Annotated in this window: 23 protein-coding genes, 1 tRNA gene and 1 pseudogene; 12 read left to right on the top strand and 13 right to left on the bottom strand. The window is 63.9% G+C overall.

Annotated features, from left to right (window positions below):
* Positions 1–156: 156 nt before the first annotated feature.
* A complete protein-coding gene (locus AC0L2K_RS00165; protein WP_473530294.1) occupies positions 157–1,602 on the bottom strand; it encodes an MFS transporter in 1,446 nt (481 codons plus the stop codon).
* 282 nt (positions 1,603–1,884) lie between these two features.
* Positions 1,885–6,693, bottom strand: a complete 4,809-nt coding sequence (locus AC0L2K_RS00170) for an NAD-glutamate dehydrogenase (protein ID WP_473530295.1) — start codon at positions 6,691–6,693, stop codon at positions 1,885–1,887.
* A 135-nt stretch (positions 6,694–6,828) separates the two neighbouring features.
* Here AC0L2K_RS00170 and AC0L2K_RS00175 point away from each other — a divergent pair.
* Both AC0L2K_RS00175 and AC0L2K_RS00180 read left to right on the top strand, forming a co-directional pair.
* Positions 6,829–6,996, top strand: a pseudogene (locus tag AC0L2K_RS00175) (peroxidase-related enzyme); the annotation flags it as partial.
* A 159-nt stretch (positions 6,997–7,155) separates the two neighbouring features.
* Positions 7,156–7,479, top strand: a complete 324-nt coding sequence (locus AC0L2K_RS00180) for a YciI family protein (RefSeq protein WP_023800470.1) — start codon at positions 7,156–7,158, stop codon at positions 7,477–7,479.
* Positions 7,480–7,488: 9 nt separating this feature from the next.
* Here AC0L2K_RS00180 and AC0L2K_RS00185 read toward each other — a convergent pair whose 3' ends face one another.
* Positions 7,489–8,103 carry a LysE family translocator gene (locus tag AC0L2K_RS00185; protein ID WP_023800471.1) on the bottom strand — a complete coding sequence of 205 codons (615 nt, stop codon included), beginning with the start codon at positions 8,101–8,103 and terminating at the stop codon, positions 7,489–7,491.
* A 300-nt stretch (positions 8,104–8,403) separates the two neighbouring features.
* Positions 8,404–10,233 (bottom strand): translational GTPase TypA, encoded by a 1,830-nt coding sequence (gene typA / locus AC0L2K_RS00190; RefSeq protein ID WP_473530296.1) that lies wholly within the window; start codon positions 10,231–10,233, stop codon positions 8,404–8,406.
* A gap of 200 nt (positions 10,234–10,433) precedes the next feature.
* Between typA and AC0L2K_RS00195 the strand changes: the two genes are divergently transcribed.
* A complete protein-coding gene (locus AC0L2K_RS00195) occupies positions 10,434–10,709 on the top strand; it encodes a hypothetical protein (RefSeq protein WP_473530297.1) in 276 nt (91 codons plus the stop codon).
* Positions 10,710–10,961: 252 nt separating this feature from the next.
* On the opposite strand, the gene AC0L2K_RS00200 is transcribed toward AC0L2K_RS00195, so the two are convergent.
* Together AC0L2K_RS00200 and AC0L2K_RS00205 are read right to left on the bottom strand one after the other, a co-directional pair.
* A complete protein-coding gene (locus AC0L2K_RS00200; RefSeq protein ID WP_473530298.1) occupies positions 10,962–12,530 on the bottom strand; it encodes an alkaline phosphatase D family protein in 1,569 nt (522 codons plus the stop codon).
* Between the two features lie 279 nt (positions 12,531–12,809).
* Positions 12,810–14,093: an MFS transporter gene (locus tag AC0L2K_RS00205; RefSeq protein ID WP_473530299.1), complete on the bottom strand. Its 1,284-nt coding sequence runs from the start codon at positions 14,091–14,093 to the stop codon at positions 12,810–12,812.
* A gap of 82 nt (positions 14,094–14,175) precedes the next feature.
* On the opposite strand from AC0L2K_RS00205, the gene AC0L2K_RS00210 reads away from it, so the two are divergent.
* Together AC0L2K_RS00210 and AC0L2K_RS00215 are read left to right on the top strand one after the other, a co-directional pair.
* Entirely contained in the window at positions 14,176–14,775 is a 600-nt protein-coding gene (locus AC0L2K_RS00210) for a TetR/AcrR family transcriptional regulator (protein WP_473530300.1), read from the top strand.
* 45 nt (positions 14,776–14,820) lie between these two features.
* Complete coding sequence (locus tag AC0L2K_RS00215; RefSeq protein WP_128248088.1) at positions 14,821–15,414, top strand: hypothetical protein; 594 nt, start codon at positions 14,821–14,823, stop codon at positions 15,412–15,414.
* Between the two features lie 248 nt (positions 15,415–15,662).
* Here AC0L2K_RS00215 and ppa read toward each other — a convergent pair whose 3' ends face one another.
* The 5 genes from ppa to AC0L2K_RS00240 form a co-directional block, all read right to left on the bottom strand.
* Positions 15,663–16,196 carry an inorganic diphosphatase gene (gene ppa, locus AC0L2K_RS00220; RefSeq protein ID WP_023800478.1) on the bottom strand — a complete coding sequence of 178 codons (534 nt, stop codon included), beginning with the start codon at positions 16,194–16,196 and terminating at the stop codon, positions 15,663–15,665.
* Positions 16,197–16,307: 111 nt separating this feature from the next.
* Positions 16,308–16,814: a GNAT family N-acetyltransferase gene (locus AC0L2K_RS00225; RefSeq protein WP_128168610.1), complete on the bottom strand. Its 507-nt coding sequence runs from the start codon at positions 16,812–16,814 to the stop codon at positions 16,308–16,310.
* A gap of 116 nt (positions 16,815–16,930) precedes the next feature.
* Entirely contained in the window at positions 16,931–17,569 is a 639-nt protein-coding gene (locus tag AC0L2K_RS00230; protein WP_473530301.1) for a TPM domain-containing protein, read from the bottom strand.
* Between the two features lie 8 nt (positions 17,570–17,577).
* Positions 17,578–18,405: a TPM domain-containing protein gene (locus AC0L2K_RS00235; protein WP_473530302.1), complete on the bottom strand. Its 828-nt coding sequence runs from the start codon at positions 18,403–18,405 to the stop codon at positions 17,578–17,580.
* 79 nt (positions 18,406–18,484) lie between these two features.
* Positions 18,485–19,117 (bottom strand): LemA family protein, encoded by a 633-nt coding sequence (locus AC0L2K_RS00240; protein ID WP_023800481.1) that lies wholly within the window; start codon positions 19,115–19,117, stop codon positions 18,485–18,487.
* Positions 19,118–19,279: 162 nt separating this feature from the next.
* Here AC0L2K_RS00240 and AC0L2K_RS00245 point away from each other — a divergent pair, with 162 nt between their 5' ends.
* The 6 genes from AC0L2K_RS00245 to AC0L2K_RS00270 all read left to right on the top strand — a co-directional run bounded on the left by AC0L2K_RS00245 (position 19,280) and on the right by AC0L2K_RS00270 (position 24,536).
* Positions 19,280–19,522 carry a hypothetical protein gene (locus AC0L2K_RS00245; protein WP_128168613.1) on the top strand — a complete coding sequence of 81 codons (243 nt, stop codon included), beginning with the start codon at positions 19,280–19,282 and terminating at the stop codon, positions 19,520–19,522.
* 7 nt (positions 19,523–19,529) lie between these two features.
* Positions 19,530–20,414, top strand: coding sequence for a pyridoxal kinase PdxY (gene pdxY / locus AC0L2K_RS00250; RefSeq protein WP_473530303.1), 885 nt, complete (start codon positions 19,530–19,532; stop codon positions 20,412–20,414).
* A complete protein-coding gene (locus AC0L2K_RS00255) occupies positions 20,411–21,166 on the top strand; it encodes a DUF429 domain-containing protein (protein WP_473530304.1) in 756 nt (251 codons plus the stop codon). Before pdxY ends, AC0L2K_RS00255 begins: the two co-directional genes overlap by 4 nt.
* Before the next feature lie 154 nt (positions 21,167–21,320).
* On the top strand, positions 21,321–21,965 hold the full coding sequence (locus AC0L2K_RS00260) for a carbonic anhydrase (RefSeq protein ID WP_128248093.1): 645 nt from the start codon (positions 21,321–21,323) through the stop codon (positions 21,963–21,965).
* Between the two features lie 9 nt (positions 21,966–21,974).
* Positions 21,975–22,385 (top strand): nuclear transport factor 2 family protein, encoded by a 411-nt coding sequence (locus AC0L2K_RS00265; protein WP_128168617.1) that lies wholly within the window; start codon positions 21,975–21,977, stop codon positions 22,383–22,385.
* 96 nt (positions 22,386–22,481) lie between these two features.
* Positions 22,482–24,536, top strand: coding sequence for a M3 family metallopeptidase (locus AC0L2K_RS00270; protein WP_473530305.1), 2,055 nt, complete (start codon positions 22,482–22,484; stop codon positions 24,534–24,536).
* A gap of 311 nt (positions 24,537–24,847) precedes the next feature.
* On the opposite strand, the gene AC0L2K_RS00275 is transcribed toward AC0L2K_RS00270, so the two are convergent.
* Both AC0L2K_RS00275 and AC0L2K_RS00280 read right to left on the bottom strand, forming a co-directional pair.
* The gene (locus AC0L2K_RS00275) at positions 24,848–25,162 is read right to left on the bottom strand and encodes a DUF167 family protein (RefSeq protein ID WP_473530306.1); all 315 of its coding nucleotides are present in this window, start codon (positions 25,160–25,162) and stop codon (positions 24,848–24,850) included.
* 11 nt (positions 25,163–25,173) lie between these two features.
* The gene (locus tag AC0L2K_RS00280) at positions 25,174–25,461 is read right to left on the bottom strand and encodes a YggT family protein (RefSeq protein WP_287260472.1); all 288 of its coding nucleotides are present in this window, start codon (positions 25,459–25,461) and stop codon (positions 25,174–25,176) included.
* 161 nt (positions 25,462–25,622) lie between these two features.
* On the opposite strand from AC0L2K_RS00280, the gene AC0L2K_RS00285 reads away from it, so the two are divergent.
* A tRNA-Ala gene (locus tag AC0L2K_RS00285) sits at positions 25,623–25,698 on the top strand.
* Positions 25,699–26,214 lie beyond the last annotated feature (516 nt).

Below are 26,214 nucleotides of genomic sequence, written 5' to 3' on the forward strand. Positions count from 1 at the left end.
CCCTTTCCGCCCCCCCCCCCCCCCCGGGGGCCCCCCGGGGGGGGGGGGGCGAAAACCATTTTTTCCAACCAATTGTGGTTCGGGGGGGGGGGGCCGCCCCCCCCCCCCCCCGCTCCGCTTCGCGGATCGACCCTCCCCACAAGGGGGAGGGTAAGCTCACTCCGCCGGCCGGTTGTCCGCCGGATACGGCGTGCGGACCAGGATCGCCAGGCCGACGCCGAGGAACAGCACGATTACAGCCATGCCGAGCCGTTGCGAACCGCTTACCCAGCCTATGGTCGACACCAGAAACGGCGCGAGGAAGCTGGTCGCCCGTCCGGCCAGCGCATAGATGCCGAAATAGCGACCCGATTCGGCCGCGGTGACGCTACGCGCCATGTAGGAGCGTGACGAGGCTTGTACTGGCCCGAAGGCAAGGCCGATCAGCAAGCCGTAAAGAATGTAGGCCTTTTCCGCCGCCGTGCCGAACAGGCCGCCCGAGTCGGCGGTGGAGAGCTGTAGCATCCCGAGCAGCGTGAAACCCGGTCCGGTCGAGACGATGCCGATTGTCGCGACAGACAGCATAACCAGCGAAATCATCACCACGGCCTTGGAGCCGAGCGCCGTGTCGAGACGGGCGGCGATCCAGCAGCCGACGATGGCAACGACGTTGAGGATGATGCCGAACAGGCCGATCTCGGTGATCGACCAGGCGAACATCCCTGCCGCGAAAAGTCCTCCCAGCGCAAGCAGCGCATTGACGCCGTCTTGATAGATCATGCGGGCGACCAGGAAGCGGAAGATGCCGCTGCGCTGGCGCACTTCGGCCAGTGTCGACTTCAGCTCCGACAGCCCCTCGCGCACCGCCGGCCCGATCGGAATGCCTTTGGCGGCATCCGGGGTAAAGAAGAACATCGGCAGGATGAACAGCAAGTACCAGCCAGCCGACAGTGGTCCGGTCGCCCGAGCGTCCTCGCCGAAGATCGGGTCGAGACCGAGGAGCGGGTCGAGACCGACGATCGTCTTGCCGGTCTCCGGCAAACCCGCCATGAAGGCGACGACGAAGATCAACGCGATCATGCCGCCGAGATAACCAAGACCCCAGGCCATGTTTGAGATGCGGCCGATTTCGCTCTTCGGAACCAGGCGCGGCATCATCGAATCGTTGAACACCGTCGAGAATTCCGCCGCCACCGACGCCAGCGAAAACAAAGCCGCGATAAGAAACAGATTTGAGCCCGGCGCGGCAAACCAGAGCAAACAAAGACTCGTGATCTTGATCGCAGCAAAGCACGCGATCCACGGCTTTCGCGGGCCGGTCTGGTCTGCGATCGAGCCGAGTATGGGCGACAAAACGGCAATGACCAGTCCCGCCGCGGCGATGCTCCAACCCCAGACCGTCAGGCCAAGTAGATGCTGGGATTCGACGTAAGCTTCAACTGCGGCTGGACCGGCTGCCTCGGCAGCTTGCATGGCAGCCGGATCCAGAACCATGCGCGAAGCGAAATAAGGGCCGAAGATGAAGGTGGTGATGACCGTGAAGAACGGCTGTGCTGCCCAGTCGAACAGCATCCACCCCCAGATGCCGCGTTCCGGCGCTCGCTGCACTGCTACCTCGGCCATATTCCCTCCTGCCCCGTTCGCTTGGCCCGCGACCGGCGCCATGTCTGCATGTTTCCGGTGCTCACGCAAATGACAGGGGTCGCGCCGCCCCTCATTGCCCTGCCGGGCATTTCTCCCCGTATAGGGACGGGGAGAAAGACATTGTCATCGGCGGTTTCGCGAACGGCTGCCGTTGCAGAAAAGGCGCTGGCAGTGCAGCAAGTTCCTTCTCCCCGTCACTATACGGGGAGAAGGTGGCGGCAGCCGGATGAGGGGCAGCGCCGGCCTTGTGAAGCGAACAGCTCACAGCGCTGTCAGGTCGCTGATCAGCCCCGATGCCACCGACAGCCGCGACACGGTGATGTCGCCGCCCTCGGTCAGCGCCTGCAGCCGCTCGCGGATGCGCCCGACCCTCTCGCCGCCGGCCTCCAGCCATGCCGCCACCGGGTCCGCCGCCCCGGCATGGCCGGTGAGCGCCGCCACGGCGATGCCGCGCCTGGCTGCGCCGATCGTGTCGGTGGCGCGGAAAAGCGCCAACTGATCGTAGTAGTCGGACGGCGCGATCGAGCGCGCCGCATCCTCGACGCGCGGAATGCGGAAGGCATCGCTGACCGCGAAAAACGCCTTCGCGGCGGCGATGATGTCGGCATTCGCCGTTCGGGCCGTCAGCGCGATGTCAGGCACGACGCCGGCCACATCGGTCAGCGCCAGATGTTCTGCCAGCTGTTCGGGCGCGCCGCCCTTGGCCAGACCATGCCGCCGCTCCTCTATCCGCTCGCGCGAGAAGGCCGGAAGCAGCGAAGGGAGCTTCGGCTCCAGTGCCTTGCGGGCGTTCTGCAATTCGGCGATCCGTTGGCCCAGCGGAGCGGTGCTGGTATCGTTCTTGAGATACCAGCCGCTGGCGACATAGGTAAGCCGACTGACGGCTTGATAAAGGTCGAGCTGCACCTGCCCGTCGATCTGGTTGTCGAGCGCGTCGATCTGGCGATAGAGCGCCGGCAAGCCAAAGCCGTCGCGCACCACAGCGAAGGTCCGGACCACGTCGGCCGCGCTGCGACCGGTTGCTTCCTGCAGCCTGTTGACGAAGGGTGGGCCGCCGCGATTGACCAGATCGTTGGTGACGACACGGGCGATGATTTCGCGGCGCAGGCGATGGCCATGGATTTCGGCCGCGAATTTCTTCGCCATACGGTCCGGAAAATAGCCCATCAGGTCACGGTCGAAATGCGGATCGTCCGGCACGTCGCTGGCGACGATGTCGGAAAACAGCACGATCTTGGCGTAGGCCAACAGCACGCCGAGCTCGGCCCTGGTCAGCGGCTCGCCGCGCGCCTCGCGCTCGGCAAGGGCTGCCGGCGACGGCAGAGCTTCGACATTGCGGTCGAGCAGGCCGCGCGCCTCGAGCGCTGCCATGAAACGGCTCTGATGGGCGATATCGGCAAGGCCGCGCTTGCGGGCAAGGGACAGCGCCAGCGTCTGCTCGTAATTGTTGGACAGCACCAGCGCGCTCACCTCGTCGGTCATTTCGGCGAGAAGCTTGTTGCGCGCTGGGCGGGTCAGCGCCCCCTTGCGCATGGCGGAAGCCAGCGCGATCTTGATGTTGACCTCGACGTCGGAGCAGTTGACGCCGCCCGAATTGTCGATGGCGTCGGAATTGCAGCGCCCGCCATTCAGCCCGAACTCGATGCGAGCCCGCTGCGTCGCGCCAAGATTGGCGCCCTCGCCGATGACCTTGGCGCGCACTTCGAGCGCAGTCACCCGAATGGCATCGTTGGCGCGATCGCCAGCGTCCTGGTTGGTTTCCGTCGATGCCCTGAGATAGGTGCCGATGCCGCCGAACCACAAAAGGTCGACCGGCGCCTTGAGGATGGCGCTCATGATCTCGACCGGCGAGGCGGTCGTCTTGCCGAGGCCGATCGCCGCGGCCGCGGCCGGCGGCAGCGTGATCGATTTCTGGCTGCGCGAGACGATGATGCCGCCTTCGGACAGTTTTGTCTTGTCGTAGTCCTGCCAGCTCGAACGGGCGAGGGCGAACATGCGCCGGCGCTCGGCCATCGAAACCGCCATGTCAGGAGCGGGATCGATGAAGATGTCACGATGGTCGAAGGCGGCGATCAGCCGGGTCTGCTCGGACAGGAGCATGCCGTTGCCGAACACGTCGCCCGACATGTCGCCGACGCCGACAACGGTGAAGGGTGTGGTCTGGATATCGCGGTTCATCTCGCGGAAATGCCGCTTGACCGCTTCCCAGGCGCCCTTGGCGGTGATGCCCATCTTCTTGTGGTCGTAGCCGGCCGAGCCGCCGCTGGCGAAGGCGTCGTCGAGCCAGAAGCCATGCTTCTCGCTGATGGCATTGGCGGTGTCGGAGAAGGTCGCCGTGCCCTTGTCTGCGGCGACGACGAAATAGGGGTCGTCCTGGTCGCGCCGCACGACCTCAGCCGGCGGAATGACGCCGTCCAGGCCGATATTGTCGGTGATCGACAACAGGCTGGAGACGTAATTCTTGTAGGCGGACGCGCCGGCTTCGAAGATGGCGTCGCGGCCGGCGCCCATCGGCAGCTTCTTCGGATAGAAACCGCCCTTGGCGCCAACCGGCACGATCACCGCGTTCTTGACCTGCTGCGCCTTGACCAAACCGAGCACCTCGGTGCGGTAGTCCTGGGCGCGGTCCGACCAGCGCAGGCCGCCGCGCGCGACCGGGCCGAAGCGCAGATGCACGCCCTCGACCTCGGAGCCGTAGACGAAGATCTCCCGCCACGGCCGCGGCGCCGGCAGGCCGTCGACCGCTTGCGAATCGAGCTTGATCGCCAGCGACTGGCCCTTCTCCTTCAGATCGGGAACGAAATGATTGGTGCGCAGCGAGGCTTCGATCAGGTTGAGGTAGCGACGGACGATGGTGTCGTCGTCGATGTTGGGAACCTCTTCCAGCGCATCCCTGATCTTGGCCTTGAGGTGCCTGGCCGCGACCGCCCCGTCCGTCTGCGCCGTCGGTCCGAGGCGGGCGACGAACAGCTCATGCAGGCCACGCGCGATCTCCGGATAGCGGTTGAGCGCGGCGGCAATGAAATCTTGGCTCTGTGGGATGCCGGCCTGCTGCAGATAGCGGCCGTAGGCGCGCAGGATGGAAATCTCGCCCGACCACAGGCCGGCGGTCTGGGCAAGGCCGTTATAGCCGTCATTGTCGATGTCGCCGCGCCAGACGGAAAGGAACGCGTCTTCGAACAGCGCGCCGCGGTCGCCAAGGTCGATTGGCTTGCCGTAGCTGTTTTCGAGTTCCATGTCGTGGATGAAGACCATGCCCGGCTGATCAGTATTGATCATGTCGGAAGCCTCGTCCCCGACCTCGAAGGTGCGCTCGCTGATAACGCGGAAACCGATGTTCTCCAGCACCGGCACCCGTCGCGACAGCGCCACCGGGCTGCCATGGTGATAGATCTTCAGCGCCGCCTGATGCGGTTCCTGGTTGGCATGACGATAATAGTCGATGGCGATCGGATTGGCCGCGCTGATCCTGGCGATGCGCCCGGCATCGGCCAGCGCCTCCGCCGGTGAGAAGCTGTCGCGATAGCTTCCCGAGAAGCGCGAGGCGATCGCCGTGAGCGCCGCATCGGCGCCGGTCTCTTCGGCGGTCTCGCGCAGAATGTCGTCCCAGGTCCGCACGATGGCGCGGATCGCTGCCTCGATCGTCGCCTGGTCGACCTTCGGCGTCCTGCCGCCGGAACGGCCGATGATGAAGTGGACACGAGCCAGCCCGCCTTCCGGGAAGGCTGGGTAGTAGGCCGAAAGCCGGCCCTGGAACATCGTCTTCAGATAGGTGCCGATCTTCTCGCGCACGACGCTGTCGTAGCGGTCGCGCGGCACGAAAACGAGGATCGAGACGAAACGGTCGAACTGATCGGCGCGCACCAGCGCCCTGACGCGCGGCCGCTCGATCAGCCCCAGAATGGCTTCGGCGTGCTTGCGCAGGATCGGCACCGGAACCTGGAACAGCTCGTCGCGCGGATAGCTCTCAAGCACGTTGATCAGTGCCTTGCCGGAGTGGTCTTCAGGGTTGAAACCGGATTTGGCGATGATGGTTTCGGCTTTCGACCTGAGATAGGGGATCTTCATCACCGAGCGCGTGTAGGCAGTCGAGGTGAACAGGCCGACGATGCGCAGCTCGCCGGCAAGCACGCCCTTGGCGGTGTAGGTCTTGACGCCGATGTAATCGAGATAGATGCGGCGGTGCACCGACGATTTGGCATTGGCCTTGGTGACGATCAGCGGTTCCGGCCCGTGCAGGAAGGCGCGGATTTCCGGCGTCGTCGACACCGCTTCGGTGCCGCGCCGCAGCACCAGCACGTCGGGATCGGAGAGGATGCCGAGGCCGGGCTTTTCGGTGCGCTCCAGGGTGCCGCTCTTCTCGCCGCCGGTATATTTGAACTCGCGCATGCCGAGGAAGGTGAAATTGTCGTCGCGCAGCCATTCGAGGAGGGCGATCGCTTCGGTGACGTTGGCCTTGTCGAGCGGCACCGGAGCGTAGCGGAACTCGGAGATTGCCTGGTCGAGGCGGGCCAGCATCGGCTTCCAGTCGGTGACGGCGGCGCGCACCTGGCCCAATATTTTCTTCAGCCGGTCAGCCAATGCCTCGGCCTGCTCGGACGAAACACGGCCGATATGGACGTGGATGACGCTCAGCCGTTCATGACTGTGATCGCCCTTGGCGAAGCCGCCATCGCCGAGGATTTCGTCGACGCCGCTCTTGTCGTGCCTGACGACGATGACCGGATGGGTAACCAGCAGCGGTTCGCCAGCGCTCTCGGTGATCTCGCCGAGGATGGAATCGAACAGGAACGGCATGTTGTCGTTGACGACGGTGATCACCGTCATCGGCCTGCCCTGGCGCACGACACCGGAATCAACCTCTATGGCGACGACGCAATCGCCCTTCTTGTGCCTGGCGACGGCGCGTCCGGCGAGATCGGCGGCGCGTTCGAGGGCGGTGACCTCATAGGCGGCGACATCTTCGGCCGGCGCACGGGCCAGCAGGTAATCGGCAAGCCTGCCGGGTTTCTCGCTGCCCTTGGCCGTGCTTATCTTTTTCAACTGGCTTGCAGATTTCAGGCCGGCCATGTCGCTAAATCCCTCCCTCATATGTTTTGCGACTATGGTAGCAGATGACCGATATTTGGCGACAAAGGTTTGACCGCTTGCGACGAAATGTCGGGATTCGCCGGTGGGTCACCGAAAATGAGGAGAAAATCCGCCATAAAAGACAAAATCATCGCACTTGACCTCGCGCCTGCGGAACTGAGCGAAGCGACGAAAGCCTATTTCGCCAAATGCGAGGAGAAGCTCGGCCTCGTTCCCAATGTGCTTTTGGCCTACGCTTTCGATGAGACGAAGCTGCGCGCCTTCACCGACATACCACGCGATGGCGCGGTGAGAGCATGGCGGTTGCGAGCCAACCGGACCTCACATTAGTGATTCGCATTCTCGTTGCTTGTTTTTCGGTTTGGTCCGATGATCGTCCTGCGGCGTGACCGCATGTCGGTTTGACGCCCGCCGATCAACGGAAGATCAACGGAGGAGAACATGGCGAAATTTCTCTATGTCTATCACGGCTCCGGCAAGATGCCGACCGACGACGCCGAACGGCAAGCGGCGATGGATGCCTGGAACGGCTGGTACGGCAAGCTTGGCTCGGCCGTGGTCGACGGTGGCAATCCGGTCGGCATGTCGAAGACCGTGCTGCCCGGCGGCAAAGTCGAGAACAATGGCGGCAGCAATCCGACCGCTGGTTACACAATCATCGAAGCGAACGACATCGACGATGCCGTCGCCAAGGCCAAGGATTGTCCTATCCTGAAGGACCCGGGTTTCAGCGTCGAGATCGCGCCGATCATCGAAATGGGCTGACGCACCGGCTCAGGATCGAGCCGCAATCGCCGCCGCGGCACCGGCCATGGTGGTGGCGCTGACGCGGTTGGCGATCTTCATCGCCCGCCTGCTCTTCAAGAGTTTTCGCGCCTGCGCTGCCGCCAGCACCCAGGCCAGATCGATGGCGACCAGAACCACGGCCATGGTCAGCGTCAGCTCGATCCAGCCGACGACCGTCACTGAGGCGAGATCGATGATGGTCGGCAGCAGCGCCAGGTAGAACATCATGATCTTGGGATTGCCGAGCGTCACCGCCATGCCGGCAAAGAACAGTTTGACGGCCGACTCCTCGCGCGGCATCTCGCCTTCGCGCGCCTCGACCGGGGCCGTCCACATCTTCCAGGCGAGGTAGGCGAGATAGGCGACGCCGACCCATTTCAGCACGACGAAGGCAAGATGGAAGGTCTGCGCCACCACCGCCAGCCCGAACACCGCCAGCGACAGCCAGATGGCCTCGCCGATCCACATGGCGAGCAGGAATGGAAACACGTCGCGAAAGCCCTTTGCGATAACCCGCGCCACCAGGGCGGCAATCGAGGGGCCGGGCGAGCCCGCGGCGACGAAAAGGGCGGCGGCGAAGATCAAAAGCGAGGTGACGTGCATGTGAGTGCCTTCGAGCGTCAGAGAGCCCAAGGATACCGGATCAGCGGCGGTTTGGCACCCCCTGCAGCTTGCAGAGAACTTTGCCCTCTGAACAGGCGTCGGCGCTGCCCCTCATCTGGTTGCCGCCATCTTCTCCCCGTCAACGGGGAGAAGGGCGCTGTCATCGACGGTTCCGCCAATTACCAGCGTTGCAAGAAATGAACGCCGAGGGTGCGCTCAGCGGTCTTCTCCCCGTTCACGGGGAGAAGGTGCCGGCAGGCGGATGAGGGGCAGCGCCGACCCCTTCAATGAGACGTCGCCTTACGCCGCGCCGACCACTTTCGCCGATTTCTCAAAACGCTTGCGCTCGTTCGGGTCGAGATAGAGCTTGCGCAGACGAATGGTCTTCGGCGTCACTTCGACCAGCTCGTCGTCCTGGATCCAGGCCAGCGCGCGTTCCAGCGTCATGCGGATCGGCGGCGTCAGCTTCACCGCCTCATCCTTGCCGGCAGCGCGGATGTTGGTCAGCTTCTTGCCCTTCAGCACGTTCACTTCGAGGTCGTTGTCGCGTGAATGGATGCCGATGATCATGCCCTGATAGACCTTGACGCCCGGATCGATGACCATCGGGCCGCGGTCTTCCAGGTTCCACATCGCATAGGCCACTGATTCACCCTGCTCGTTGGAGATCAGCACGCCATTGGTGCGGCCCGGCAGCTCGCCCTTGTAAGGCTCGTAGGCATGGAACAGCCGGTTCATGACTGCTGTGCCGCGGGTGTCGGTCAGCAGTTCCGACTGGTAGCCGATCAGGCCGCGCGTCGGCGCGTGGAAGACGATACGCTGGCGGTTGCCGCCCGACGCGCGCAATTCGACCATCTCGGCCTTGCGCTCCGACATTTTTTGCACGACGACGCCGGCATGCTCTTCGTCGACGTCGATGACGACTTCCTCGACCGGCTCGAGCAACTCGCCGTTCTCGCCCTTCTGCATGACGACGCGCGGCCGCGACACGGCAATCTCGAACCCTTCGCGGCGCATCGTCTCGATCAGCACGGCAAGCTGCAATTCGCCGCGGCCGGAGACGAAAAACGAATCCTTGTCAGGCGATTCCTCGATTTTCAGCGCGACATTGCCTTCGGCCTCGCGCAGCAGGCGGTCGCGGATGACGCGGCTGGTCACCTTGTCGCCCTCGGTGCCGGCCAGCGGGCTATCGTTGACGAGGAACGACATCGTCACGGTCGGCGGATCGATCGGCTGCGCATGCAGCGGCTCGGTCACCGACAGGTCGCAGAACGTGTCGGCGACGGTGCCCTTCGACAGGCCGGCGATGGCGACGATGTCACCCGCCTGCGCCTCGTCGATCGGCTGGCGCTCGAGCCCGCGGAAAGCCAGGATCTTCGAGATACGGCCGGTTTCGACCTGGGTGCCGTCATGATGCAGCACCTTGACCGCCTGGTTGGACTTCAGCGTGCCGGATTCGATGCGGCCGGTGATGATGCGGCCAAGGAACGGATTGGCTTCCAGGATGGTGCCGATCATCCGGAACGGGCCGGGGTGGACGGTCGGCGCCGGCACATGCTTGATGACGAGGTCGAACAGCGGCGCCAGACCCTGGTCCTTCGGACCTTCGGGGTTTTCCGACACCCAGCCGTCGCGGCCCGAACCGTAAAGGATAGGGAAGTCGAGCTGCTCGTCGGTCGCGTCGAGCGTTGCAAACAAGTCGAACACTTCGTTGACCACCTCGACGTGGCGGGCGTCCGGCCGGTCGATCTTGTTGATGACGACGATCGGCTTCAATCCGACCTTGAGCGCCTTGCCGACGACGAATTTTGTCTGCGGCATCGGCCCTTCGGCGGCGTCGACCAGCACGATGGCTGAATCCACCATCGACAGGATGCGCTCGACTTCACCGCCGAAATCGGCGTGGCCGGGGGTGTCGACGATGTTGATTCGGGTGTCCTTCCAGTCGACCGAGGTCGCCTTGGCCAGGATGGTGATGCCGCGTTCCTTTTCGAGGTCGTTCGAATCCATGGCGCGTTCGGCAACGCGCTGGTTGTCGCGGAACGAGCCGGACTGTTTCAGGAGCTGGTCGACGAGGGTGGTTTTCCCATGGTCGACGTGCGCGATGATCGCGATATTACGAATTTTCATGTTGTGGTCTCGGGAGCGTTGCAGGCAGCAGGCCAAAAGGCGCTGCCTCTTTCGGTTGGGCGGCTCATACAGGGTTTTTCGCAATTGCGAAAGAGGAGGCGTGCCACCAAATAGATGGTCACCAAATCTTAAGCGTCTTGGTGTGAAATTGAATTATTAACCAAAGCGGAACCTTTCACGGTCGGGACAGTTCAAATTTCATGAGCAAAACGGGCATCAGATACCGGCCAATCGTTGCATGGGCTGCGCTCGCCGTTCTGCTTGCGGCAGGCGTGGCACAGTCGGCCGCGACGTCGAAGGAGCCTGCCCCGCCGTCCGACACCCGAACGGCGGAGCAGTTGTTTGCCGACGCTCCCGATGGCGTCGACCCGGTGGTGACCGGGCCGGTCAGCGCCGCCTTCAAGCAAAGGCAGGAGGCCGCCAACTGCGACAGCGCTGTTTGGCCCAATATTCCGACCGTTTGCTATCCAGACTGACGACCGCCGACGGCGGTAGTCATCCCGAGATACCGTTCCGCTGCGATCCTTCACGCCCCCCTCTGCCCTGCCGGGCATCTCCCCCACGAAGGGGGAGATCGGACGTCGCCGCCGCTTTCGCCAACCTCCAACGTTGCAGGCGCGAGCGGAGCGCCCAAGCTGCCAATCTCCCCCCATGTGGGGGAGATGTCCGGCAGGACAGAGGGGGGCGCTGTCCCGCCTGCGTTTTGGCCATTGTTGAACCCAGTCCCCTCACGCCGAATGCACCGGGTCGAGCGTGACCTTGTAGAGTTCATTGTCGTCGCGATCCATCAGCCGTACCGTCATCTGTTCAGTGGCGCCATCGATGTCGACGAGGCCGAAGAACTGCAGGCCGGCCGAGGGTGGCAGGTTCTGCCCCTGCTCGGCGGTTGGCGCCTTGATGAATTTCAGCTCCGGGCCGAAGGTCATGTCGAAATCATTGGGTCCATAGGTGCCGGCATGGAGCGGACCCGAGACGAATTCCCAGAACGGATTGAAGTCCTGGAACTGCGCCTTGTCGGGATTGTAGTAATGCGCCGCCGTGTAGTGCACGTCGGCGGTCAGCCAGACGGTGTTGGTGATGCCGGCATTCTTTATGTAGCGAAGGAGGTCGGCAATTTCCAGTTCGCGGCCCTTGGCCGGGCCATTGTCGCCATTGCTGACGGCCTCGGCGCCGGCCTTGTTGGTGGCGTCGTTCCAGACGACGAGACCAAGCGGCATGTCGGCGGCGATGATTTTCCAGGTCGCGTTGGAGTTTGCCAGTTCGCGCTTCAGCCACTTCATCTGCTGTTCGCCGAGGATGCGCGATTGCGGCGTCACCGTATCCTGCATGCCAGGACCGTTGGCGCCGCGATAGGAGCGCATGTCGAGGAAGAACACGTCGAGCAGCGGCCCGTAGGCGATCTTGCGATAGACGCGGCCCGGTTCCGACGGCTCGTAGCGGATCGTCGTCATCTCGTGGAAGGCACGTGCCGCGCGTGCCGCCAGCACATGGATGTTTTTTTCCGAGTAGCGGTCGTCGGCGCTCAGGTTCTTCGAATCCGACCAGTTGTTGACCACCTCGTGATCGTCCCACTGGTAGAAGGTCGGGCAGATGGCGTTGAGCCCCAGCACGTTCTTATCCATCATGTTGTACTTCCACTGGCCGCGGTACTCGTCCAGCGTCTCGGCAACCTTGCGCTTTTCGTCGATGAGGACCTTGTTCTTCCACTTGCTGCCGCCGGGCAGCTCGACCTCGTCCTTCATCGGGCCGTCGGCATAGATGGTGTCGCCGGAATGCAGGAAGAAGTCGGGCGTATGCTTGCCGATCGTGGCATAGGTCTTCATGCCGGTGTCGTCGATGCCCCAGCCCTGGCCGGCGGTATCGCCCGACCAGGCGAAGCGGATGTCGCGTTTCGAGGCCGGCGCCGTGCGGAAGCGGCCGACGATCGGCTCGGAGACGGCGTTGATGTCGGCAAGATCGGCCGCGACCATGCGGTAGAAGATGTCCTGGTCGGAGGTGAGGTCGGTGAGCAGCCGCTTTACCGTGTAATCGCTGGCCGGCGACGTATCGAGCGGCGCAAGGCGCAAGGGATTGGCGAAATTCTCCGTCGACGAGACTTCGAACATGACGCGCGAAGGGCGGTCGGTCCGCGTCCACACCACGCCACTGGCTGCGTCGACATCGCCCGACTGGATGCCATGGGTGAAGGCGGGCCGCTGATTGGCGCGCGAATAATAGGGAAGCGCGAGGCCCGATACGCCGACGAGGCCGGCGGCGCTCGCCGACGTGACAAAAGCGCGGCGCGAAATCTTGTTCATGGCTGTCTCCTGGATGGCTTAAACATCGCCGCCAAGGTCCAGCGTCAATGTTTCACGCACATCTCGAAACCATGAAGGTTTTCTGACGATCAACAGGCTGGCGAATCTCCCCCCTCGAGGGGGAGATGTCGCCGAAGGCGACAGAGGGGGTCGTGTCGCGTGGAGCGCCAACCTCCTGCGTCTGCGATAAGGGGCCGAGCCCGGTCGGACCGACCCCCTCTGGCCGCTTCGCGGCCATCTCCCCCTCAAGGGGGGAGATTAGCGCTCGGCCGTCACAGCTCAAGCCGCCTGCGGGTTCGGCTCGAAGGCCGGACGGCTGGTGTTGATCAACAGCGAGATGCAGGCTGCGGCTATTGCCGTCATGCCGGCGATGAGGAAGGCAAGTTCGTAATTGCCCTGCAATTCACGCATGGTGCCGCCGAAGAAGGCGGCCGCCGCTGCACCCACCTGATGGCCGGCGACGATCCAGCCGAAGACGATCGGCCCGCTGCGGTCGCCGAACGCCTCGTTCGACAGCCTGAGCGTCGGCGGCACGGTGGCGATCCAGTCCAATCCGTAGAGCACGGCGAAGATGATCAGGCTGGTCGACGAAAAGCCGGAATAAGGCAGATAGATCAGCGACAGGCCGCGGATGCCATAATAGACGCCGAGCAGCTTGCGCGGGTCGAAACGGTCGGTGAGCCAGCCCGACAGCGTCGTGCCGATCAGGTCGAAGATGCCCATCAGCGACAGCAGGCCGGCGGCTTGCACCTGGCCGATGCCCATGTCGCCGCAAAACGCGATCAGGTGCGTTCCGACCAGTCCGTTGGTGGTGAAGCCACAGATGAAGAAAGTGGCGAACAGATACCAGAACACCCGCGTGCCGGCGGCACGACGCAGCGTGCTGAGCGTGTGGGTGAGGAAATTGCCCTGCGAGGCCGGCGGAACCGGCGGCACGTCGTCGACGTCCGCGCCGTAGCGCACCATGCCGATCGCGGACGGCCGTTCCGGCACCAGCAGCCAGACCAGCGGCACCAGGCAGGCGGTGGCGACCGCAATGGCGATGGCGACAGGCTTCCAGCCGCCCGACTGCGCGAGCGCGGCGAGCAGCGGCAGGAACACCAGCAGGCCGGTGGCGGCCGAGGCCGACATCAGCCCCATCACCAGGCCGCGATTGGTCTTGAACCAGCGATTGACGATGGTGGCGCCGAGCACCGTGGCGACCGCGCCGGAACCGACGCCGGAGAATACGCCCCATGTGAGAAGCAGGTGCCAGGGCTGGGTCATCAACAGGCTGAGCGCCGTCGAGCCCGACATCAGCACCAGCGACGCCAGCAGCGTGCGGCGCAGCCCGATCCGTTCCATCAGTGCCGCGGCAAACGGCCCGGTCAGGCCGTAGAGGAAGATGCCGATGGCCGCGGCGAGCGAGACGACATCGCGCCGCCAGCCGAAACTCTCCTCCAGCGGCAGCATCATGACGGCCGGCGCCGACCGCAGGCCCGCCGCGATCAGCAGGCACAGGAAAATGACGGCCACTACGACGAAAGCATAGCGCTGGCCAAACGGGCGGGATCGAGCTATCATGTTACTGACCGGTACGTTTCAATGCATGGGAGCATACGTACCGATCGGTAACATTGTCAAGCAGGCAACGGCACGTCCAAGAATGAAAAGCATTGAGCCAACGATCAAAGCGGATGAGCGGCCCCGCGCGGGCGAAAAAATCCTTCGCGTTGCCCGCGACCTGTTCTACCGGCAAGGCATCAGGGCGATCGGCGTCGACGAGATCGTGCGGCGCGCTGGCGTCACCAAGCCCAGCCTCTATCGCAGCTTTCCCTCCAAGGACGAATTGGCCGCGTCCTATCTGCGGCAATACGACCTCGAGTTCTGGGCCCGCTTCGACGCGGCGGTGGCTGCCCATCCCGGCAATCCGCGCGCGCAGATCGCCGCCTTCCTGACCCGCATCGGCAAGCGCACGCAAAAGCCCGACTATCGCGGCTGCGGCATGACCAATGCGGCCGTCGAATATCCCGAACGTGGCCATCCGGCCCGGGTGGTGAGTGAGGCCAACAAGCAGGAATTGCGCCGACGCCTGCGCGCCATGGCGGCGGCGATGGGTGCCGGCGACGCCGAGACGCTGGGCGACGGGCTGCTGCTTCTGATCGAAGGCGCCTACATCAGTGGCCAACTGTTCGGGGCCGGCGGACCGGCGAAGTCCGTGGCCCGCAACGCCGACCTGCTGATCGAAGCGAGCTTGAAGAAATAGCGATTAACGATACCGTGCGGCAGCCCCGAAACGGAGTTGCCCGCGATGCGTGCTCTTTTGCTGATCCCGCTTGCCCTCGCTGGCCTCTGCCAGCCTGCCCGGGCCGGCGACATTTCCAGCGCCTACACCGATCTCGACTGGAAGAAGGACTGCGTGACCTACGCGCAAGCGGAGGAAGGCGACGGCGACTGGGCCAGTCTCGCCTGTTCGGGCTATCGCGGCTACCCGGTGCTGATCGCCTACGACGACGCCCGCGAATCGCTGTTTTATGGTTTTCCGCCCAGCGACATGACCGCAGTCTGGGAAAGTTTTGTCGCCTTCAACACGGCCGCATCCAAACTCGAGTGGCGCATCGAGACGAACGGCGATCGCGCCGTCCCGTTTGCGGTCATCCATCGGCGCTCGATCAGCAATCCCGAGGTGGAGAACAAGCCGACCGACGTGCTGATCGTCGCCAAGGTCGCCCAGCCGGAGACCTATGAAGGCTGCACCGTCGGCCTGGTGCTGGCCACCGGCAACCCCGGCGCCAACGACCAGGCACGCAAGCTCGCCGACGAGAAGGCGCGGACCTTTGCCTGCGGCAAGGACAAGCGCGTGGTTATCGGCAACGCGCCCGCTTTCGGCCGCGTCGACAATTAGGAGCGCGTCGCATTGAAAAGTAACGTCGGTCAGCGCTGCCCCTCATTGCCCTGCCGGGCATTTCGCCCCGTATAGTGACGGGGAGAAAGACGCAGCCATCAATGGTTTCGCCAATTACCACCGTTGCTGAATGGGCGCCAAGGTCGAGGTCAGCGGGCTTCTCCCCGTTCACGGGGAGAAGGTGCCGGCAGGCGGATGAGGGGCGGCGCTACGCCAGCAGTTTGCTCGCAACTTCAGGCGTTCGGCTACTACTTGCTTGCCTTGGCCCGTTCGATCGCCTCGACGATCATCTTCTTGGCGTAGGCGGCATCGTGCCAGCCCTCGATCTTGACCCATTTGCCGGGTTCGAGATCCTTGTAGTGCTCGAAGAAGTGCTGCACCTGCTGGCGGGTGATGTCGGGCAGGTGCGTGTATTCGGTGACGTTCTCGTAGCGCAGCGTCAGCTTGGGCGAAGGCACCGCGATGATCTTTTCGTCGAGGCCGGAATTGTCTTCCATCACCAGCACGCCGATCGGCCGCACATTGATGACGCAGCCCGGCACCAGCGCCCGCGTGTTGCAGACCAGCACGTCGATCGGGTCGCCGTCACCCGACAGCGTGTGCGGCACGAAGCCGTAATTGCCGGGATAGCGCATCGAGGTGTGCAGGAAGCGGTCGACGAACAGCGTGCCGGCCTCCTTGTCCATCTCGTACTTGATCGGCTCGCCGCCGATCGGCACCTCGATGATGACGTTGATGTCCTCCGGCGGGTTCTTTCCGATGGCGATGGCTTCGATACGCATGGCTTTGTCCCTCTTTCGATTGGAAACCGATAGCGGGCAGCGGCGCATGGTGCAATGCGGCGAATGGTACTGAAATCGGCTGAGGGTGCTGGCGAGAGGCGTGTCGAGCCGTCATTCCCAGACGAAGGCGACCTTCTTCAGAGCCTTCTGCTCGAAAACCTCGACTCCCTCGGCGACGTCGCGGCCGCCGGCGCCGGCATAGAAGGTGAGCGCGTTCTGGTTGTCCTCCAGCGCCCACACCACCATGCCTTTCAGCCCGTGGTCTGCCAGTCGCGCCCGTGCTGCCGAGAATAGCCGGCTGCCGAGCCCGATGCCCTGATATTCCGGGCGCACGTAAAGTTCGTAGATCTCGCCCTGCTGCTTGAGCTCGCGGGCGCGGTTCTTGCCGATCGTGGCGTAGCCGGCAACCTTGCCGCCGATCTCGACAACCAGGACGGTGGCGGCGCGGCGGATGGCGTTCGCCCACCAGTCGGCGCCGCGGCGGTTGATCATCGATGTCAGCGTGCGATGCGGGATGATGCCGGAGTAGGCGCCGCGCCAAGCCAGCAGGTGCACGTCGGCGATGGCGCCTGCGTCGCGCGGCTCGGCTTTCCTGATGTCGATGCTCAGCGTCTTCATGATTGGTTAACCATAAACCCGCATCGCCCGATTGCAAGAGTCCGGTCAGCCGCTCCCAAGCTTTCGCACAGACGATAGACGTGCCGTTGAGTGCTGAAAAAACCGTTCGTAGCGACTCAGATTTCGACCAGATGATCGTCGAGTTCGTTGCTGTCGCCGGAAGAAACCGGGAAATGCTCGGCCAGCACCGCACCCGTCGCTTCGATCGCCTTGATAAAGCCGTCGGCGAGACGATGGTCGCGGGCATGCGCGGTAAGGTCGCGGACGACGCCGTCCCAGACATGCTGGCCGACACGGCTGTCGATGCCGCTGTCGGCGATCACTTCGGCGTAGTGCTCGGCGATCGAAACGAACACCAGCACGCCGGTGCGCGCCGTGGTGCGGTGGACGTTGCGGGCGAGGAACTGCTTTATCGCATTGGCGTGCGCGGCCTGGTAGCGCAGCCGTCTCGGCACCAGATGGATGCGCAAGCCGGGCAGCGCCCACAACAGCACAAGCACCGAGGCCATCGCCAGAAGCTGGGCAATGACGAAATGCGGCAAGCGGATCGACAGCCACCACGCTTCCAGCCCGTAGCTGACGGCGAGGCTAACGACGAGCATCGCCAGCGTCGCCATGAAGGCCGCCGGAAAGAAATAGCCGTCGCTGGCATAGGCGACCACGCAGTAGATTTCGCCGTCGGTCTTCGATTCGGCGACGCGGATCGCTTTCGCGATGCGGTCATGGTCCTCGGGGCTGATCGGTCGAGTTGCCATGTCGTGTCTCACCAGCTTCCTGAAGATCCGCCGCCACCGGACGAGCCGCCGCCGCCCGAAAACCCGCCACCGCCTGAGCCTCCTCCGCCCGACGACCAGCCGCCCCCGCCGGACGACCAGCCGCCAGAAGATTGCCGGCCCGGCTCGAAAATCATGCCCAGCCAGCGATAGCGGCCGGGGCCGAGTTTCCGGCCGAAGATCGGCGGCAGGATCGAGGCGGCGATGCTGCCGAAGAAGATGATCGCCCAGATGCTTATGAAGATCGCAAAGAACAGATCGTCGGTGTTGAATGGCGGCTGCTGGTTGCGGGTCCCGCGCGCTTCCAGCTCTTCCGGATTGCCTTCCAGCACCATGACCATGTCGTCGACGGCCTTCATTATGCCGCCGGAGAAATCGCCGGCGCGGAAGGCCGGCACCATGTCGTTTTCGATGATCAGCCTGGTGTGCAGGTCGGTAAGCGTGCCTTCCAGCCCGTAGCCGACCTCAATGCGCATCTTGCGGTCGTCTTTGGCGACCAGCAAAAGCACGCCATTGTCCTCGCCGGCCTGGCCGAGCTTCCAGGCGCGGAACAGCCGGTTGGCGTAGGGCTCGATTTCCTCGCCGTCGAGGCCAGGAAGCGTCGCGACGACGATCTGGTCAGAGCTCTTGGCCTCGAAATCCGCAAGCTTCCGGGTCAGCGCCGCTTCGGTTGCGGCGTCGATGATGCCGGCATTGTCGACGACCCGCCCGGTCAGGGCAGGCAATTCGGCGGCAAGGGCGGTGAGGGGGAGGAAGAGGGCTAAGTAGAGAAAGGCTAGAGCAACCGGCAGGAATGCAAGGCTTGCGTTCCGTCCCACCCCCCTTGAGGGGGAGAGCAGGACAGAGGGGGGTGGGACGGAGTACAAGGTCAATGGAACTGCGCTCGCTAAGCGCCGATCACCCGCCCTGCTGCGTGCCGAAATCGACCTTCGGCGTCTGCATCTTGTCTTCCTCGATGGTGAAATTGGCGAATGGCTGATTGTCGCGGAACCACAGGGTCGCCCAAATCACCGACGGGAAGGTCCGCAGCGTCAGATTATACTCCCGCACCGCCTCGATATAGTCGCGGCGGGCGACCGAGATGCGGTTCTCGGTGCCTTCGAGCTGCGCCTGCAGCGCCAGAAAATTCTGGTTGGCCTTGAGGTCGGGATAATTCTCCACCACCGCCAGCAACCGCGACAGCGCGCTGGTCAGGCCGGCTTGACTGTCCTGGAATCTCTTGACCGCTTCCGGATCGCTCAGCGTGTCGGGCGTCACCGTCACCTGCGTCGCCTTGGCGCGCGCCTCGACCACGGCATCGAGCGTATCCTTCTCATGCGCCGCATAGCCCTTGACCGTCTCGACCAGGTTGGGAATGAGATCGGCGCGGCGCTGGTACTGGTTCAGCACCTGGCTCCATGCGGCCTTGGCGTTTTCCTCCGCCGTCGGAATGGTGTTGTAGCCGCAGCCGGCCAGCAGCGGCAGCACGATCGCCATCATCAGCAAGGCTGGCAGGTTGCGGAAGACGAAAGGGGAGGAAAGGGCAGGCATGGAAAAATCCCTCAACAAGACTGACGGGCGAAGCATTACCACAATCCGCGCGCAAGAACATGACCTCAACCTGGGGCGCTGCTGGTGCTTTGGCATTCACTCTCAGGCCCTGTGATTGACCGGGCGAACAGGTTAAAGTCGCTGCGAAAACAGGGCATAGCCATGGCGGGACGCCAGGACAGCGACGACGAATCGCGCCGCATCATCGAGCGCGTGGCAAGTGAAACCGACCCGGCCTCGTCCGTTGCGCGGACCGCGAAGGGTGCGCGCGATGACGTCACTGCTGCAGACGCCGACCGGGCGGACCCGATCGAATATTGGGGCACGCGCATCGGCCGGGCGCTGGGGCTCATTGTCGGCATTGGCCTGTTGATCTGGCTCGTGCTTTTCATCATCCAGAGTTAGGAACCTCGTGAGCACCGAAGAATACGACGCGCCGCGCGCGGTTATCGTTATTTCCAGCCATGTCGCGCGCGGCTCGGTCGGCAACCGCGCCGCGGTCTTTGCGCTGGAGACGCTGGGCTTTCCGGTGTGGGCGGTGCCGACCGTCATCCTGCCCTGGCATCCGGGCCATGGACGGGCGACGCGCATCGTGCCGCCGCTCGATCAATTCAGGGCGCTGATGGCCGATCTCGAGCGCGCCCCGTGGCTGGGCGAGGTCGGCGCGGTGCTGTCCGGCTATCTCGGCGAAGGCGGCCAGGCCGACGCCGTCGCCTCGCTGGTCGGCGCGGTCAAGGCGAAGACGCCGGACGCCGTCTATATCTGCGACCCGGTGATGGGCGATTCGGGCGGGCTCTATGTGCCGGAGACGACCGCCATTGCCATGCGCGACCGGCTGATGCCGATTGCCAACATCGCCACGCCCAACCGCTACGAGCTGGAATGGATGGCGGGAGCGCCGCTGCCCGACCTCAAAGCGGTGATGGCGGCCGCCCTTCATGCCGGGCCGTCGACCATGCTGGTCACTTCGGCGCCGGCGATGATGGCCGGCGGCACCGGCAATCTGCTGCTCAACGGCAACCAGGCGCTGCTCGCCGAGCATCGCCTCATCGACAAGCCGCCCAATGGGCTCGGCGACCTGACGGCGGCCGTCTATCTAGCGCGCATCCTGTCCGGCCAGCCGGCGATCAAGGCACTGCAGTCGACTACGGCCGCGGTCTACGAGATCCTGGCGCGCACCGCCAAGCGCGGCGGCGACGAATTGCAGCTCGAAACAGACGCACAGAGCCTGTCGCACCCGATGGCCATGGTGCAGCTTCGCCATCTCCTGCATCCGGGGCGGGACAAAAGAGCGTGACTATCGTCGGCGTCGACGGCTGCAAGGCCGGCTGGATCGCCGTTCGCCGCGATCCGGGCGCAGCTCCCTCGGCAGCCGTTTCTCCAAGCTTCGCAGCACTGCTCGACGCATTGCCGGCCGATGCGACAGTCGCCGTCGACATGCCGATCGGCCTGCCCGATGTTTCACAAAAGGGTGGCCGCGGGCCCGAATCGCTGGTGCGGCCGCTGCTCGGCAACAGGCAATCGAGTGTCTTCGCCATCCCCTCGCGTGCGGCGCTTTACACGCATACGGACGGCTTCACCACGATCGAGGCCTGGTATGCCGCGCATCGCCAGGCAAGCGAAGTGGCCAAGGCGACCTCCGATCCGCCGCGCGGCGTCTCGATCCAGGCTTTTGGCATCTTTGCCAAGATCCGCGAGATCGATGCCGTGCTGATCGCGCGTCCCGAACTGCGCCGCCGCGTCTTCGAATCGCATCCGGAAGTCGCCTTCTGCCGGCTGAACGAGGATCAGGCGATGCGCTTGCCGAAGAAGATCAAGGGCGCCGTCAACCCGGCCGGCATAGCGGAACGCAAGGCGCTGCTTTGCCGGCACGGTTATGCCAGGGTCTTTCTCGACCGGACGCCGCCGCGAGGCGCTGCTGCCGACGACTTTCTCGACGCCGCAGCGATGATGCTGATCGCCGGCCGCATCGCCAGCGGCGAGGCAAGGCCATTTCCGGATCCGCCGCTCGCCGACCGATTTGGCATCCCTGTGGCGATCTGGGCATGAATTTCTTGGTCCCGTCTATCGGCGAGGCAATCGCATTGGCGAAAGGCAACCACGTCCTTCGCGATTCAGCATTGCTCGCGACCGGCTTTTGCCGCTAGAGCCTTCCTGACCCAAAGAGCTGCCGCCTAACCCGGAAAGGCTCCAGACGCCGCCAATGCCTCATCTCCCTGACCATCTGCTCACCGGCTACCGCAATTTCATGAACGGCCGCTATCTCGCCGAAAGCGGACGCTACCGCTCTCTTGCTCGCGAGGGCCAGGCCCCCGAAACGATGATCATTGCTTGCTGCGACTCCCGCGCGGCCCCCGAGGCGATCTTCGACGCTGGCCCCGGCGAACTCTTCGTGCTGCGCAATGTCGGCAATCTGGTGCCGCCCTATGCGCCCGACGACCAGTTCCACTCGACCTCGGCGGCGCTCGAGTTCGCCGTGCAGAGCCTCAAGGTCAAGAACATCGTGGTGATGGGCCATGGCCGCTGCGGCGGCATCCGCGCGGCACTCGACAGTACCGCCGCGCCGTTGTCGCCCGGCGACTTCATCGGCAAGTGGATGAGCCTGATTGCGCCGGCGGCCGAGACCGTTTCGTCCAGCACCTTCATGACGGCGACCGAGCGGCAGACCGCGCTCGAGCGCATTTCGATCCGCTATTCGATCGCCAATCTCAGAACCTTTCCCTGCGTCTCGATCCTGGAAGGCAAGCGACGGCTGTCGCTGCACGGCGCCTGGTTCGACATCTCGACCGGCGAACTCTGGGTTATGAACAAGGACACCGGCGACTTCGAGCGGCCGGAGATGACGTAGGAGGGTTGCATGGCATGCCGTTCGATCGCTTTGGCCGCAGCGGCGCTGCTGTTTTCAGTCATATCCGCCGGCGCCGACGACGGCGCGCTCATCGGCCGCTGGTATGCGGCGCTACTGGTCGCCGATCGCACGGAACTGTCGGATCTGCTTGCCGACGACGTCCGGATAAAACTCGACGACCTCGGCGTCGTCCAGACCAAGCAGGAATTCATCGCCTCCATCGACGACTGGGAGGGCGCCGTCGCCGGGGCTGAAATCCGGCATCGGATCGAGAAGACCGAAGGCGGCGTCATCACGGTGATCGCCTGTTATGATTTCCCCAATAACGACGTGCTGATGCAGGAAACCTTCGCGATCGCCGACAACCGCATCACTGCCAGCTCGCAGGCGGCGATCGCAGAAAACTGCGATAGCTACTGACCAGCCGCGATATTGCGTGCGGCAAGCCGGCGCCTTACATCGGTGACGATCCGCCTCATCCCGCCACGCAGCGAAAGCCCCTCGCTTAACGGAAGAATGCCCATGCCGTCCGCCGTCGACCTCGCCGCCCATCCGCTGACCACCTGGCAAGGACCGCTCGGCCTGCCCGATTTCACCCGCATCGGCGACGGCGATTTTTCCGGGGTTTTCGATGCGGCATTGGCGGCGCATGAGGCCGAGATCGAGGCGATATCAGGCAATGCCGAGACCCCGACCATCGAGAACACGCTTGCAGCGCTCGAGCTTGGCGGCGAGGCGCTCGACCATGTCTCGTCGATCTTCTGGTGCCGGGCCGGCGCCCACACCAACGAGGCAATCCAGGCGCTTGAGCGCGACATCTCGCCAAAGATGTCGCGGCATTTCTCGGCGATCTCGATGAACGAGAGGCTGTTTGCCCGCATCGACGAGCTCTACCAGCGCCGCGACGCCCTGAAACTCGATGGCGAAACGCTGCGGGTGCTGGAAAAGACCTGGAAAAATTTCGTCCGTTCCGGCGCCAGGCTCGACGCTAAGGGCAAGAAGCGGCTGGCGGCGATCAATGAGGAGTTGTCGTCGCTCGGCACGAATTTCGGCCAGAACCTGCTTGCCGACGAGCGCGACTGGGCGCTGTTCCTCGACGCGGCCGACCTTGCCGGCCTGCCGGAATTCCTGAAAAGCGCGATGGCCGAGGCCGCCGAGATGCGCGGCCAGAAGGGCCGCTATGCCGTCACCCTGTCGCGCTCGATCTACGAGCCGTTCTCGACCTTCTCCGAACGCCGTGACCTGCGCGAGATTGCCTTCAGCGCCTTCACCATGCGCGGCCAGAACGGCGGCGCCACCGACAACACCGCCGTGGTGCGCGATATGTTGCGTCTGCGTGCCGAAAAGGCGAAGCTGCTCGGCTACGCATCCTACGCCGCGCTGAAGCTCGACGACACCATGGCAAAGACGCCGGAGGCGGTGCATGCGCTGCTCGACCCGGTCTGGGAAAAGGCGGTGGAAAAGGCCGCAAGCGATCAGATCGAATTGCAGCGGCTGGCGGCCGAGGCCGGCAGCAACGAAGAATTCGCCGCCTGGGACTGGCGCTTCTATCAGGAGAAGCTGCGCGCCGAGAAGTTTGCCTTCGACGAGGCCGAGCTGAAGCCCTATCTGCAGCTCGACCGCATCATCGACGCCTGTTTCGACGTGGCGACAAAATTGTTCGGCATCAGCTTCGAGGAGAAGAAGGGCATTGCCACCTGGCATCCGGACGCACGTGTTTTCGTCGTCAGGAATGCCGACGGCAGCGAACGCGGGCTGTTCCTGGCCGACTATTTCGCGCGGCCCTCGAAGCGCTCCGGCGCCTGGATGAGCGCGCTGAAATCCGGCCACAAGCTAGGCGATGGCTCCAGGCCGGTCATCTACAACATCATGAATTTCGCCAAGCCGCCGGAGGGCGAGGCAGCACTTTTGTCGGTTGACGAGGCCAAAACCCTGTTCCACGAATTCGGTCATGCGCTGCATGGCATGCTGACCGAAGTCACCTGGCCGTCGGTCGCGGGCACCTCGGTCAGCCGCGATTTCGTCGAACTGCCCTCGCAGCTCTACGAGCACTGGCTGACGGTGCCGGCGGTGCTGGAAAAGCATGCGCTGCATGTGAAGACCGGCAAACCGATGCCGAAAGCGCTGGTCGATAAGATGCTGGCGGCGCGCACCTTCGGCGCCGGCTTCGCCACGGTCGAGTTCACCGCCTCGGCACTGGTCGACATGGCCTATCACGCGCGGCCGGATGCGCCGGACGAGCCGCTTCGTTTCGAAGCCGAAACGCTCGAGAAGCTCAACATGCCCGACACCATCGCCATGCGCCACCGTACCCCGCATTTCGGCCACATCTTTGCCGGCGACGGCTATTCGGCCGGCTACTATTCCTACATGTGGTCGGAGGTGCTCGACGCCGACGCCTTCGCCGCCTTCGAGGAGACGGGCGACCCGTTCAATCCGGCGCTGGCCGAGCGGCTCAGGAAAAACATCTATGCCGCCGGCGGCTCGAAGGACCCGGAAGAGCTCTACACCGCCTTCCGCGGCAAGATGCCGTCGCCCGAAGCGATGATGATCAAGCGCGGGCTGATCTGAACGCCGAGGCGCCAATCTTGTCCCTCGTAGGCAGGGCAATCGCATTTGGATTCTTGCGAAAGTGGACCCCCACCCTAACCCTCCCCACAAGGGGGAGGGAACGCAGCCGCGCGCCTTTAACTTCCCCTTTGGCGCCGAAAGGCAGGCAATTTGCCGAGGGCAGCGCCAACGGAAGTCTCCCTCCCCCTTGTGGGGAGGGTTAGGGGTGGGGGTACATCGTAGAGCGAAAGCCTCGGCTTTCCACCTGCGACAGCCCTGCCCCTGTGGGGGGAGATGCCAAGTCTTGGCAAAGAGGGCAGGACTGAAACGGTTCAAGCGCTGCAGAGCGCCTCGATCCCTTTCGCCAGCGCAGCCGGATCGCCTGAAATGCGCAGCGTCTTTAGCCGGGCCGTGCCGCCGGCGGCGACCGAGACGGCCGATCGCGGCACTCCCAGCGCCTTGGCGACCAGTCGTTCGAGCGCTTGGTTGGCGGCGCCGTTTTCCGGCACGGCGCGGACCCGCGCCTTCAGGTGGCTTCGCCCGTCTGCCGAGATATCGATACCTTCCAGCCTGTCCATCGCCGCTTTCGGCGTCAGCCGGACGAACAGGTCGACGCCGTCGTTACGCGGGCGAAACGGCCCGATCATGAAACGCCTGGTCAGACCAGCGACAACACCGTGGTGAGCAGGAACTGCCGCAGGAAGAACAGGATCAGAAGCAGGATGATCGGCGAAATATCGATGCCGCCGAGATCGGGCAGGAAGCGGCGGATCGGACGCAGCGCCGGCTCGGTCAGCCGGAACAGCATGTTGCTGACGCTATCGACGAACTGGTTGCGCGAGTTGACGACGTTGAAGGCGTAGAGCCAGGAGAAAATCGCCGAAGCGATGATGATCCACCAATAAATGTCAAGCGCCAGGACAATGGTCTGAATGAGGGCTATCATGCCGGTCTCCGATTGTTGCCGACATGTAGCCATTGCAGGCGGAGGCGGCAAGAGCCAGCTTCGCGGCACGGCAGGCCGGTGGCTGGCCGCTCGGCTTTTGGGCAAAACGCCGTCTTGACAGGAAACCGCCGCGCCCGATAAATGCGCCCATTCCGCTGGACGGGGCTGTAGCTCAGCTGGGAGAGCGCGTCGTTCGCAATGACGAGGTCAGGAGTTCGATCCTCCTCAGCTCCACCAGCGGAAATTTACTCCAGTAAAATCAAGAAGATAGCTGTAGCGGCGCACCCCGAACGCGCTCTGGCGGGCTTTGAGCTTGGGGCTTTTAAACCTGACCATCAAGCCATTCTCGCAGATCGGGGTCCTCGTGACCTTCAGGGATAGGCGGTCTCGTTCTGACGTACCAGATCACGCCAAATCCAACTGCCGCCCACGCGCCAGCAACCACGAATGTGATGATGTCAGTCACTTCAAACCCCTAAGCCCAACCGACATTTAGCTCGACCGAAATCGCTCCACAAGAGCGAAATCAGGTCTTGCCGAAGTGGGCTGGCGCCCGCCTGGGGGAGTCATGCTGTTGTCAGATGCCCAAATCAGCCGCATCTTTGCAGCGGCCCGAGCATGGTCGATCAGTGCTTGCCAGCGGATCGCGCCGGCGACCTGATCCATGGCGAACTGATCGATCTCGCTGCTGTCGGGGGTTGGCAGGCCAGATGAGCTGTAGCGGTCCATCTCCCGGATGTGAACATCGGCATC

The sequence above is a fragment of the Mesorhizobium sp. WSM4817 genome (assembly GCF_055811135.1).

Coding starts and splice junctions, on each gene's coding strand:
- AC0L2K_RS00210 (WP_473530300.1), top strand. CDS start 14,176: ATGAAAAGCATTGAGCCAACGATCAAAGCGGATGAGCGGCCCCGCGCG.
- AC0L2K_RS00265 (WP_128168617.1), top strand. CDS start 21,975: ATGGCATGCCGTTCGATCGCTTTGGCCGCAGCGGCGCTGCTGTTTTCA.
- AC0L2K_RS00240 (WP_023800481.1), bottom strand. CDS start 19,117: ATGCCTGCCCTTTCCTCCCCTTTCGTCTTCCGCAACCTGCCAGCCTTG.
- AC0L2K_RS00230 (WP_473530301.1), bottom strand. CDS start 17,569: ATGGCAACTCGACCGATCAGCCCCGAGGACCATGACCGCATCGCGAAA.
- AC0L2K_RS00200 (WP_473530298.1), bottom strand. CDS start 12,530: ATGAACAAGATTTCGCGCCGCGCTTTTGTCACGTCGGCGAGCGCCGCC.
- AC0L2K_RS00245 (WP_128168613.1), top strand. CDS start 19,280: ATGGCGGGACGCCAGGACAGCGACGACGAATCGCGCCGCATCATCGAG.
- AC0L2K_RS00215 (WP_128248088.1), top strand. CDS start 14,821: ATGCGTGCTCTTTTGCTGATCCCGCTTGCCCTCGCTGGCCTCTGCCAG.
- AC0L2K_RS00170 (WP_473530295.1), bottom strand. CDS start 6,693: ATGGCCGGCCTGAAATCTGCAAGCCAGTTGAAAAAGATAAGCACGGCC.
- AC0L2K_RS00205 (WP_473530299.1), bottom strand. CDS start 14,093: ATGATAGCTCGATCCCGCCCGTTTGGCCAGCGCTATGCTTTCGTCGTA.
- AC0L2K_RS00165 (WP_473530294.1), bottom strand. CDS start 1,602: ATGGCCGAGGTAGCAGTGCAGCGAGCGCCGGAACGCGGCATCTGGGGG.
- ppa (WP_023800478.1), bottom strand. CDS start 16,196: ATGCGTATCGAAGCCATCGCCATCGGAAAGAACCCGCCGGAGGACATC.
- AC0L2K_RS00260 (WP_128248093.1), top strand. CDS start 21,321: ATGCCTCATCTCCCTGACCATCTGCTCACCGGCTACCGCAATTTCATG.
- typA (WP_473530296.1), bottom strand. CDS start 10,233: ATGAAAATTCGTAATATCGCGATCATCGCGCACGTCGACCATGGGAAA.
- AC0L2K_RS00280 (WP_287260472.1), bottom strand. CDS start 25,461: ATGATAGCCCTCATTCAGACCATTGTCCTGGCGCTTGACATTTATTGG.
- AC0L2K_RS00225 (WP_128168610.1), bottom strand. CDS start 16,814: ATGAAGACGCTGAGCATCGACATCAGGAAAGCCGAGCCGCGCGACGCA.
- AC0L2K_RS00275 (WP_473530306.1), bottom strand. CDS start 25,162: ATGATCGGGCCGTTTCGCCCGCGTAACGACGGCGTCGACCTGTTCGTC.
- AC0L2K_RS00195 (WP_473530297.1), top strand. CDS start 10,434: ATGAGCAAAACGGGCATCAGATACCGGCCAATCGTTGCATGGGCTGCG.
- AC0L2K_RS00180 (WP_023800470.1), top strand. CDS start 7,156: ATGGCGAAATTTCTCTATGTCTATCACGGCTCCGGCAAGATGCCGACC.
- AC0L2K_RS00270 (WP_473530305.1), top strand. CDS start 22,482: ATGCCCATGCCGTCCGCCGTCGACCTCGCCGCCCATCCGCTGACCACC.
- AC0L2K_RS00185 (WP_023800471.1), bottom strand. CDS start 8,103: ATGCACGTCACCTCGCTTTTGATCTTCGCCGCCGCCCTTTTCGTCGCC.